The 11,771-nt window shown below is 51.4% G+C and carries 7 protein-coding genes; 6 read left to right on the top strand and 1 reads right to left on the bottom strand.

Translation table 11 applies throughout. From position 1 onward, the window contains the following. Positions 1–55: 55 nt before the first annotated feature. A complete protein-coding gene (locus C812_RS18050) occupies positions 56–1,693 on the bottom strand; it encodes a nitrite/sulfite reductase (protein ID WP_016314090.1) in 1,638 nt (545 codons plus the stop codon). Positions 1,694–2,046: 353 nt separating this feature from the next. Here C812_RS18050 and C812_RS18045 point away from each other — a divergent pair, with 353 nt between their 5' ends. From C812_RS18045 to C812_RS18020, 6 genes are all read left to right on the top strand, one after another. Beyond that, positions 2,047–2,262 carry a DUF2759 family protein gene (locus C812_RS18045; RefSeq protein ID WP_016314089.1) on the top strand — a complete coding sequence of 72 codons (216 nt, stop codon included), beginning with the start codon at positions 2,047–2,049 and terminating at the stop codon, positions 2,260–2,262. Between the two features lie 299 nt (positions 2,263–2,561). Continuing rightward, on the top strand, positions 2,562–3,782 hold the full coding sequence (locus C812_RS18040; RefSeq protein ID WP_244268372.1) for an S-layer homology domain-containing protein: 1,221 nt from the start codon (positions 2,562–2,564) through the stop codon (positions 3,780–3,782). 639 nt (positions 3,783–4,421) lie between these two features. After that, entirely contained in the window at positions 4,422–7,115 is a 2,694-nt protein-coding gene (locus tag C812_RS18035) for a DUF5704 domain-containing protein (RefSeq protein WP_244268359.1), read from the top strand. A gap of 172 nt (positions 7,116–7,287) precedes the next feature. Continuing rightward, a complete protein-coding gene (locus tag C812_RS18030) occupies positions 7,288–7,911 on the top strand; it encodes a deoxynucleoside kinase (protein ID WP_425270098.1) in 624 nt (207 codons plus the stop codon). 3 nt (positions 7,912–7,914) lie between these two features. Then, on the top strand, positions 7,915–8,577 hold the full coding sequence (locus C812_RS18025) for a deoxynucleoside kinase (RefSeq protein ID WP_016314085.1): 663 nt from the start codon (positions 7,915–7,917) through the stop codon (positions 8,575–8,577). A 427-nt stretch (positions 8,578–9,004) separates the two neighbouring features. Next, positions 9,005–11,605, top strand: a complete 2,601-nt coding sequence (locus C812_RS18020; RefSeq protein WP_016314084.1) for a U32 family peptidase — start codon at positions 9,005–9,007, stop codon at positions 11,603–11,605. Positions 11,606–11,771: the final 166 nt, after the last annotated feature.

The following is an 11,771-nucleotide window of genomic DNA, read 5'->3' as shown; positions in this document are numbered from 1 at the left end:
GGGGACCGGCATTTTTTTTCAATGATATCGAATGAAGCTGTTAATGTCCCTCCGCTTACGAGGCGATTCCCGCAGCTAGAATTTGGTTCAGCTGTTCTTGGAACGCCGGAACTCCGACGCGTCGAACGAAATCATGGAACGATTCGGAAGCATTGCGATTCGTTTTGTAGAATAATAGCAACTGCTCTAGGACATAGGCGACCTGGTCGCCTTTGACGCGACCTTTAAGCGCTTGGTTAAACTGGGCTTGCGGCCCGTTAGCTCCACCGCCTAATGTCCCGCCTACAGCAATATCAAATGCGTCAACCATACCTTCCGGCGTCTTGATCAGCGAACCCTGCAAGCCGATATCGGCGATATGTTTTTGGCCGCAAGCATTCGGGCAGCCGATAAAGTGGATGCGAACCTTTTCGTCCAGTTCAACATGTTCATCCAGATATTCTGCAACTTCAGCTGCGCGCCGTTTGGTTTCGACGATGGCCAAGTTGCAAAATTCATTGCCTGTGCAGGAAACGGTCCGGCTCATAAAATGCTTCGGAAACGGCGTTAACCGCTGAAGAACCGGCGCTTGGAGCGCTTCTTCCACTTTGTCGTCCGGAATTCCGCTGATCAAAATATTTTGCGACATCGTAGTACGGATTTTGCCCTCGCCGTATTGGTCAGCCACATCGGCCAGCTGTTCCAGCTCATCGGCGTTCAAACGACCCACGGGTACGTTAAGGCCAATATAGTTCAGCCCTTCTTGCTTTTGCGGATGCACTCCGTCGAAATAGGCGGCTTGCCAGCCGACGGTCTTGTCTTCCCCGCGCGACTCCAGCTCACCTACCAGCTCGATTAATTTCTCTTTAAATTTCTCCGGCCCCCAGTCTGCGACAAGAAATTTCAAGCGAGCGTGGTGGCGTTTCTCCCGATAGCCATAATCACGGAATATCGTGGTGACCCCAATGGCCACTTTCAGCACTTCCTCAGGTCTAACGAAAATGTCGAGCGGCTTCGCCAAATGTGGCTTTGCGGATAAACCACCGCCGACCATGACATGAAACCCGATGGTCTCTTTTCCGTCAATCACCTTGACCGCGGGGGTAAAGGCCAAGTCATTGATTTCCGCTTGCGCATTATTGTAAATGTTTGCGGAGATCGACATTTTATATTTTCGCGGCAGGTTGGAGAAGTCACGGTTCAGCAGGAAGAATCGGTTCACTTCCTCCACGATCTCCGTCGTATCGATTAATTCGTCCTTGTCGATTCCGGCCAGCGGATTCCCTACAATGGTACGCGGGCAGTCACCGCAGGCTTCGAACGAATACAGCCCCACCTGATCTAGACGCTCGAAAATATCCGGCAAGTTCTCCACCCGCAGCCAATGGAACTGGATGGCTTGCCGTGTAGTTACGTCCACCAGGTCACGGCCATACAAGCGAGAAATTTCCGCCAGCGCACGTGCTTGCTTCGTGGTCATGATCCCGGTGTTGATGCGCACGCGCATCATGAAGTGACCGTCTTTTGGCTTTTGTTGATATACGCCGGCCCATTTGAAGCGATCCATATCGTCAGCAGGAATCGAGTCGTAGCCTTTCACCGCGTATTCCTCAATAATCGTGCGGATGACGTCCAGCCCGTCTTTTTCCAGTTTAACGAACTCGAATTTGTTTAATTTCTCCGGCTCTTTGGTCCATATCGGTTCATAAGCCATGCGATAACCTCCCTATGTTACGTTTGGGTAAAGAATCCTCAATGGATCCCGTTTATTAATTCCGACAATAAAACTCTGAATAAGGTTATTTTTCATGGTACCATAGAAGCCTAAGAGCGTAAACAAAGAAAGGGATTTTTTGGCATAAGACTTCCTTATGAACAACTAAAGATCTGGTGATAATGTATTTGTCAATGATATCCTGCATAAAATAAGGCTTAAATCTGGCAGCAAACACGTAAATTCAGCGAAAACTTTGACAAAATCTTGTCTTTCCTCTTGCATCCGAACCGGAGGGAAGATAACATAGAAGAAGAGTTGTGATTTCGTGGATTTCAAGAGGAGGTTTCGCGATGTTGCTCCAAGCAGCGGAAGAAACAGCAAAAACAACGAATTTTAACGGGTTCGATATTTTTATGATTTTGTTTACGATCGTGATTTTTATTGGCGTGATCCGTCTGTTGAGAGAGCGTCCGAAGAAGAACCTGTTCGCGATCGCTTTCGGGATCATTAGCTTGCTGGTCTTTTTGGCATCGGATGCAATTATGATTAAGACCTGGTTTAGTTAAGCAAAGCAAGCGATACATATTTCCTTATGTGAAATAAGCCAAGGCACTTTATTCTTGATAAAGGAATAAGGTGTCTTTTCAATTTACAGGATCTGGATTATAATAAGAGCCAGGTGAAGCACACCTTGACATCTTTTGGATGGCGAGGTGTGTTTTTTATTTGCAACAAATGGATGAATTTATCAGAAAAGCAAGAAGAAAGGAGGTTTTTGGGGAGTGGAAGCGAATATGTGAAGATACATATTTTTCCTTTGAGGGAAAGTTGAAGACTAGGTGTGGGAGTGATGAATGTGAAAAAGATGCTGGTGATAGGGCTGGTTGGATTGATGTTGGTCAGCTTGATTCCGGGTAAGCCTCATCTTCATGCCGCTTCCGGAGGGTTCCCAGATGTTAAGGAAGGGCACTGGGCTAAAGCGGCGATTGAGTCGGCTGTAGCTAAAGGTTATTTTAAAGGCTATGCAGATGGAACCTTTAAACCAAATGGAACCGTAACTCGAGCTGAGTTTGCTGCCTTATTAGCACGGGTAGCTAAAGCAAAGGAATCGGAGGAATCAGAGGCGTCAGGGCACTCGTTTTCAGATTTAGCGGGGCATTGGAGCGAACCTGAGGTCGAACGTGCAGTAGCCCTTGGTTTTATTCAGCCTAGCGACTATCCAAATGGGTTTCAGCCGAATACGCCGATCACCCGCTTTGAAATGGCCAAGTGGATGACATCAGGCCTGGCAGCCAACAGCGATGACTTTAAACAGGCGTTGGAGGACACTAAAACAACGGTAATCCCGGTAAGAGAATATTTTAAACCGGGGATCCCTGAGTCGAAGTCTTCCTATGTTGCCGTTGCCTTAGGGACAAAGCTGATGAGCGGGTATCCGGACGGTACCTTTGGATTGGATAAGAAAGCAACCCGCGCGGAGACCGCCATCATTCTGCAGAATTATGAGCAGGTGAGTAGTAGAGAAGCGGGGAGTTTTTTGGGGCTGCAGGAATTGAGACAAGTAGGTACAGAACATACCAATCTGGAGACGATTAGCCCCTTCACAACCGGCAATACTTCGTTAAACGATGTTGTAGAAAAAACGCTCACATTTCGAAATAATGCGGGTAGTTTGAAACTGCATCATTATATCGTTGTTGATACGGAAGACTTCAAGAACATTGACAGTATTTATGCGCCTATGTTTGTGGATGAATCGGATTATAATAGTAGACTAGACGAACCAGGTGTATACCGAGCTTTCATTCATATCACTATTTATCCGAAAGCCCAAGATTTTAGCGTGGGGCATTACATGAACGGTGTTCGAGATGGTATTGTCGCTGGGAGCAGAATTCTTAATCAAAGTATTATGGATAAATACGGGTATCAAACTTTACCTCATATCGAGTCAAAGAAATATTTTAAAGAGCACAACAACCCTAATGGGATTACAATGTGGCTTCAGGTTTTTTTAGATTCTAATACAGTTGGTTCACAAATCACAACGGATGATGGGTCGTTCGCTTCTATCAGTAACAAGTAGTGGGAGTGGCTATATTTGAAAAAAAACTTAGCCGTAATTCTAGCATTAACTCTCTTGATTGTTGTAATTGATCCATCCTATGCCAATGCATCGTTTTCGAATGGTTATCCTTCAACAGGTATTGAAGTTACCCCAAGTGGACCTGCTCAAATGCAATCAGTAAAAGTTCAGGTTGAAGGCCAAGATACAGCTAGACCAAAAATAATTTGGGTCCAGAGTGATACAGATGTTTGGGTAGCTTCATTTGATAAATTCAATGTAGAAACAGGCACACATGGTCAGGGAGCAAGTGCAGTACCTTTAAAAAAGCGAATTGATTTTGAGTTGGATATGAGCAATTACGCTCCTGATACTATGAAAGATACTCTTGGAAACTCGTTCTCAAAGAGTTATGTGAAAGAGTTGGAAATCGCTAATATGGTGTGGTTAAGGGAGCTAAGTTACGAACCGGTCGACTCTAAACCTATTTTCCATGCTGGAAGTACGACCGCTACAATTAAAGTTTCTACAGGATACCCATTAGAATATTCTAACAAATATAAATACGCAACTCGAGCAGATGGGGCAGATAAATTTATGGCGGAGTACTACATCCCCATGCTTGTGAATTACAAGGGATATGTAGTGGAAAAGAAACGGATGAGAGTTTTAGAAAATGCCACATTGCAGGTAGGCCAAACCAAGGACTTGAAGGCTCAAGTTAATACCTTAGAGTACAACATGTCCGACTGGGGCGATAAATGGTTTGATGTTACTTCAGCTAGCGAGACCTCTTGGTCTTCTAGTAACACTAGTGTGGTAACAGTTGATGGGAACGGAAAAGTGACAGCGAAATCACAAGGAACCGCCATTATCACTGCCCAATGGAAAAAGGGACCATACTGGTTATACGGGTCAGCTACCATAACTGTAGGAACCGGCGGGGGAGGTCCGGGCATTCCCACAGACCCGACACCACCTCAATGCACACAACCCGCCCCCAGCGGCAATGTCATCGATGTTCCCTTGAATGACCCTGCCGTGAGTGCGGTCATTAAGGCGGATAGCCGTGGGGCAGAACGGTTTAACGTGCTGAATGGGATTCCGACTTCGGAAAGCCTGTACGGGAACGTTATAGCCAAAAGCTACTTGTCAAAGAATCGATTCGTGGAGATGGCCGGGAAGTGTACTTTTGAGATTACGGTAAACCGGGAGTATACGTTAACGTGGGACCCTGGCAAAGAGGTGGAAGGGCCGGATGGCACAACTCATAAGGAGCCGGATCCCCAAACGGATACGGAAACCCTGACGAAAACATACACCATCGAACGCCAATATTCCTATTGGGTTATTGATAACCTCGAGGTGTACAAAATTAATGAGGCAGCTTTGCAGAATTACGCGTTTGAAGGCAATGGCATTCGAATACAGCCTACAGGGTATACTCCCCCGTCCTACTCGACGAGTTTAACGCACGGGTTCGCGCCGCCGAATCCAGAGAATCCGGTAGAAGCGTCTCCCGGAAGTAAATCTGGGGGAACGGAAAGACCGGATGTGAGCGGGGAGGACTTGAAGTCTTTTGCTGAGAGTGCCGTGGAAGAAGTGAAGGTCAAGAATGATACCTTGATCTTTAACGGAAGTACCATTATGAATGGCGCTGAAACGAGTCGATCGGGGGCGCGGCCCGGCCAGATTCCCTCAGCACCGCAAATCAACGAAAATGTGCTGTATAGTCCAGGTCATGTGATCCCGACTAGCAAGACGAATAAGGCGAACCAGCCTAGTACCGGCACGATCTATTACGGGCTGATGAGCGGCAACATCAATGGCGGCGCGGACAAAAGCTTCCCTATTAACGGGATCAACAGTGTAACTGTACATACGCCCGTAGTGATATACCCCGGTGTCTCCGACGATAAGGCGCATAATCAGAAGACGACGCCGGCGGCGGGGCGGTCGGCGGTGATTTTGGATCGGCCGTTTACCGTCACCATGCCTAACAGTGGCCAACATACCAACTACTTGGGATATGGAAACAGGGACTATTTGAAGTATGTCGGCAGCAAGCAAGTTCGCTTCCCGTTTGATGTTTATGAGGGAGCCAAAGCGAGATTTTATCCGAAAAATACCTGGATCGAAGTGGACAAGACCCGGGAGCAGTTTGACTTCTATCTGCCTGTTTGGGTGGATGAAGGGTTTTATACCGTGGAGTTCCGCACCATTGCACATAATGCGCCAGCCGGAGCGACGGAGCAGACGAATGCCAACTTGAACCTCACGCATCATATCGCTTACGGCACCGTGCCGGTTGATGTGATTGGGCGGGTGTTCGATTTCAAAGTGACGGATATTGCCGATTACAACTGGGAAGGTGTGTTTCGGACGGCTCCGGGAAGCCCGGTGCCCACCGGGGCTGCTTACTGGGTTGGACTCAACGGGATTGATGGAGCCCCAAGAGGCAATACGCCACAGTATACGCTGCCCATCCGACCTGGCAGTCATCCGCTTTACAAAAACGCAGTCATCAAAACAGGTTATCACTTCAAATTTGATCTAAAAACCAAAGGGAATATGTTTGGGCCCTTAGATCAAATCGTGATCACCCCCACGTTTGATTTCATCGATGCCGAAAGCGGAAAGCGCCAGCCCGTCGATCTGTATTACCATACCGGCAACCGGAGTTATGTTCGGATCGGATCCCCCTTGGACCAGGTGCAGCGCTATGTGATTCTTAACGAACGCCTGCGGAATGTGCCGATCGAGGAGCTCACGGATACCGCGCTCTATAAATACGATCACGACTACACCTTTGATCAGGTGGCCGGCATCGGACGAAGCCAGTTCGTGCAGCGGTTCATCCAGAAGCAATCGATGCAAAAAACTCCTGTCGGCAGCCTGAGCCTGCTGCGGTTACCGGAAGGCGTTCGCACGCTGATCGGCCCGAAGTCAGGAATTCCTGCAGGCGTTGACCCTGCTCGGGTGAATGCCGCAGTACAACGATGGTACGGCGAGTACAGCCTGCCAGCCGAGTTGTACGCGGTCCCGGCGGGGACGAACGTAGCGGAGTATGGACGGACGCATAGCGGGTTGACGGATCGATCGGAGATCTTTTTGAAAAAAGGCTACATCGTGGTGAACTTCAACATCGAGACGGTGCGAAACGGGGAGCTGGGGAAGCCGTATCTTCAATACATCCAAGCGCCGCTGATGAACCAGTGGACTGGCATGGAAGGTTTTGCGCGGAGTGTGGTAGACCCTTACGGTCGGCGCTTCACGTTGAAGGATGGGGATGTGGCGTTTTACCATGCGGACCTGTCGAGTCGGGATGATTTCAGACCATTGGTGACGCATTAGCTGAAGGGATAATGAGTTAGGGAGCCGGGTTGCTCTGGGATCGAACGGGTTTTTCGATGCAGAGCTTCACGGTTCCCTTTTTTTCGTCAAGTTCTGCCCACGATTTTGTGCAATCTATGATACAATATTCTAGTCTATTTTTGAGGCAAGTGAGATGTGGGAGGACCATCAAGTGAAGAAGCCATGCCCGTTTATCGCCGTGGAAGGCGCCATCGGAGCCGGAAAAACCACGCTGGCCACGATGCTCGCTGAGCGGTTTGACTTTCCGCTGTTGAAGGAGATCGTGGAGGAGAATCCGTTCCTGGACAAGTTTTATCAAAATATCGAGGAATGGGCGTTTCAGCTGGAAATGTTCTTTTTGTGCAACCGGTACAAGCAATTGGAGGATACGGTAAAAAACTACGTGTCCCGAGGGATGCCGGTCGTGTCGGACTATCATATTTATAAAAACTGGATTTTTGCCCAGCGGACGCTGCAAGGGGACAAACGGGAGAAGTACCGGCAGATTTATCATCTGCTGACCGACGATCTGCCGAAACCGAATGTGATTGTGTATATCCGAGCGGAACTGGCGACCTTGTTAAAAAGAATCGAAAAACGCGGCCGCAGCTTTGAGCAGGACATCGATCCCGGCTACCTGGAGCGGCTGATCGAGGATTATGAAACGGCGATTGCGCAGATTAAAGCGCGTGAACCGGAGACGGTCGTGATTACGATTGATGGCAATACGCTGGATTTTGTGGAGCATCCGGAGCATTTTGAGCAGATCGTTGCGAAGATAAAGGAGCACTTATAAAAAATGAGTCATGAATTGTACATCCCCAAAGACGCCTTAATCACGGTAGCGGGTACCGTTGGCGTTGGCAAATCCACGTTGACGACTGCGTTGGCTGCACGGCTTGGCTTTCGCACTTCGATGGAGAAGGTTGATAATAACCCGTATCTGGAGAAGTTCTATCAAGATTTCGAGCGATGGAGCTTTCATTTGCAAATTTATTTTCTAGCGGAGCGGTTTAAAGAGCAGAAGGCGATCGTTGAAGCGGGCGGCGGGTTCGTTCAGGACCGTTCGATTTACGAGGACACCGGGATTTTTGCCAAAATGCATGCTGATCAAGGCACCATGTCTAAAACGGATTACGAAACGTACACCAGCTTGTTTGAGGCGATGGTGATGACGCCATATTTTCCGCATCCGGACGTGCTCATTTATCTGGAAGGGAATCTGTCCTCCATTCTGAAGCGGATCCAGTTGCGGGGCCGAGAAATGGAGATTCAGACAGACGTCTCCTACTGGGAGCATATGCATGAACGGTATGCGAAGTGGATCGAGGAGTTTGATGCCTGCCCGGTGCTGCGGCTGAATATCGATGAGTACGATGCCACAGATGAAGCGTCGTTGGACGAAATTATCCGCCAAGCGGCAGAAATCATTCATGCGTCGCGGGCGAAGCGAAACGGTTAAATATAGCAAGAGGTCAATGGGAGCTAAGGCTTCAGTTGGCTTCTTTTTTTTGATGAGACAAGGGTGGGCTTGGCTTCGGACAGGAGAGGTGCGTTTGGGGGGCTTTTTGATGATTATCCCGTTGCGTCAGAGCTTGGGGACAGAGAATGCTTGCGATAAAGGAATAGCTTACGTATCAGGCTCCTCAAGTTGCTCCCTCTCCTGATATCCCTCTTTCTGAACGAAAGGGATAATGGCGTAAAAGGGGCCTAAGAAGGGGCATAAGGGTACTGAGGTGGGCACCAGGTTTTTCCTTGCGAATGGATGGAAAAGCTAGAGTGCGCGGGCAATGTCTGCTAGAATATATAAGTTGATAATTCGCTTAAATTTTGAATTTCTGCAATCAAGTAGAATAGAGGCCGGCTGCGGCCGGATTGGGAGGACATATATGAGCAAGACGACGTTAACGCGGCAGGATGTAGAGCTGCTGGCGCCGGCCGGCGATTGGGATTGCATGCGGGCGGCGGTGGCGAACGGGGCGGACGCGATCTTTTTTGGCGTGGAGAAGTTTAATGCCCGGGCGCGGGCGAACAATTTCCGGATGGACGAGCTGCCGGAGATTATGGCTTTTTTGCATAGCTATGGGGTGAAGGGCTTCCTGACCTTCAATATTCTTGTGTTCGAGGATGAGCTGCGGGATGCGCAGGAGTTGGTTGAGGCGTGCATCAACGCGGGGGTGGATGCGGTTATCGTGCAGGACCTCGGGTTGGTGAAGCTGATCCGCGAGTTGTCACCGGATTTCCCGATTCATGGCTCGACGCAGATGACGATTACGTCGCCGGAAGCGGTGGAGTTCGTGAAGCCGTGGAATCTGGAGCGCGTGGTGCTGGGCCGGGAAAACAACCTCAAGCAAATCAAAGTCATCGGGGAGCAAGCCAAGCTGCCGATGGAGGTATTCGTGCACGGGGCGCTGTGCGTGTCCTACTCCGGTCAATGCTTGACGTCGGAAATGTGGGGCGGACGCTCGGCGAATCGCGGCGAATGCGCGCAAGCGTGCCGGCTGCCGTACGACCTGATCGTCGACGGGGAACAGAAGCCGATGGGCGATGTGGCTTACCTCTTGTCGCCAAAGGATTTGGCGGCGATCGACATCATGCCGGAGTTGATTGAGGCAGGTGTGACGTCTTTTAAAATTGAAGGGCGGCTGAAAAGTCCAGAGTACGTTGCCAACGTGGTCAGCAAGTATCGGAAGGCGATTGACCGTTATTTTGACGGGGATGATACACGTCCGTCGAAGGAGGAGATTCGTGAGCTGCAGCAGAGCTTTTCGCGCGGCTTTACGCATGGCTTCCTGGAGGGGACGAACAATAAGAAGCTGGTCGACGGGACGTTCCCGAAAAGTCGGGGCGTGTACCTCGGCCGCGTAGAGAAAGTGCTGCGCGACGGCGTTGTCTGCAAGCTGGAAGCGCCGCTGAAACGCGGGGACGGCATTGTGTTTGATGCCGGAGATCCGACGCAAAAAGAAGAAGGCGGCCGCGTCTACGACCTGCGCCGTCAAGGTGTGAAGCAGGAAGGCGAAGCCGGGGAAGGCTGGATCGTCGATATCGTGCCGGGACGTAATGACGTGGATTTGCGCCGCGTGCACGTCGGGGATCGCATCTGGAAGACGAACGACCCGGCGCTCGACAAGCGGCTGCGCCAGACGTACGAGACCGAGAAGCCGTACCGCGTCTTCCCGGTGCATGTGCGGGCCGTGGGCCACGCCGGCGGGCTGCTGAACACCTTCTGGACGGATGTCCAGAAGGGAACGACGGTGCAAGTCGACTCGGAGCTGGAGCTCGAGGTCGCGCAAAAACGGCCGATGGACGCCGCCCTGCTCGAAGAGCAGTTCGGGCGTCTCGGCGGCACGGTGTTTCAGCTCGAGAAGCTGGATGCGGAGCTGTATGGCGACGTCATCCTGCCGATCCGAGAGCTGAACAGCATCCGCCGGCGGGCGGTGGAGCTGCTCGCCGCCGAGCGGCCGAAGCCGCCCGTGTGGACGCGCACACGGGCGGCGGGGGTGTTGGACGCCCCAGATGTGGGCGGGGCGTCGATGGCGCCGCTGGCGCCGGCGGCGGCAGCCGCTGCGGTTGCGGGGCAACCGCAGCAGGCGCAGGGCCGCGGGCCCGCGGCGCCGGTGAAGCACGGCGAAGCGCAGCTCGCCGCGCTGTGTCGCAGCCTGCCGCAGGTGCAGGCTGCCTTGGAAGCCGGCGTATCATTTATCTACGCCGACTTCGAGTTTATCAAGCAATTCCCGGCAGCCGTTGAAGCCGTTCGCGCAGCCGGCGCTCAGATTGCGCTGGCGACGCCGCGCATCCACATGCCGGGCGAAAACGGCTACCACAACAACATCCTGCGTCTCCAACCCGACGCGGTGTTGGTGCGCAACACCGGGGCGCTGTATTACTACCTGCGCCACCGGCAAGAGAACCCGTCGGCCGTGCATCCGCGGTTGATCGGCGATTTTTCGCTGAACATCGCCAACCACCTGACGGCCGAGCTGTTCCTGGAGGTCGGCTGCGACGTGGTCACGCCGTCCTACGACCTGAACATCCAGCAGATGGTCGACCTGCTCCGGGTCAGCCCGACGGCCGACATGGAGATCGTGATCCATCAGCATCTGCCGATGTTCCATACGGAGCACTGCGTGTACTGTACCTTCCTCAGCGAAGGTACGGACTACACCAACTGCGGGCGCCCGTGTGAAAAGCACCGCGCTTCCCTGCAGGACCGGATCGGCATGTCCCACCCTGTCCGCGTGGACGAAGGCTGCCGCAACACGGTGTACAACGCCATCGAACAGTCGGGCGCAGAGTATCTGAACCATTTCCTTGAGCTGGGCGTGTCCAAATACCGCGTGGAGTTCCTCGAAGAAACGCCGGAGCAGGTGCATGAGGTCATCGACCTCTACAACAAAGCGTTGCGTGGAGAAATCAGCGGCACCCAGGTATGGAAAACCCTCAAAGCGACCAACCAGCTTGGTGTCACGCGCGGACAGTTGGTAAAATAAAAAACGAAGGGAGTCCCCGTAGTTCGCGGTAGTTATACCGTGGGGGGCTCCCTTTTTGCTGTAACACGAGAAAATACCATTACTTAACAAGTATGGTATAATATTAGATAAGCAATAGAATAGGCTTGCAAGGGCGGTCGGCTACCTCTCATTCTCTAGGAAGGGA

It is taken from the genome of Paenibacillus barengoltzii G22, from assembly GCF_000403375.2.
Classification (GTDB): Bacteria; Bacillota; Bacilli; order Paenibacillales; family Paenibacillaceae; genus Fontibacillus; species Fontibacillus barengoltzii.
Note: the sequence above shows the minus strand (reverse complement) of the source record. Positions and strands in the feature narration are given on the sequence as shown.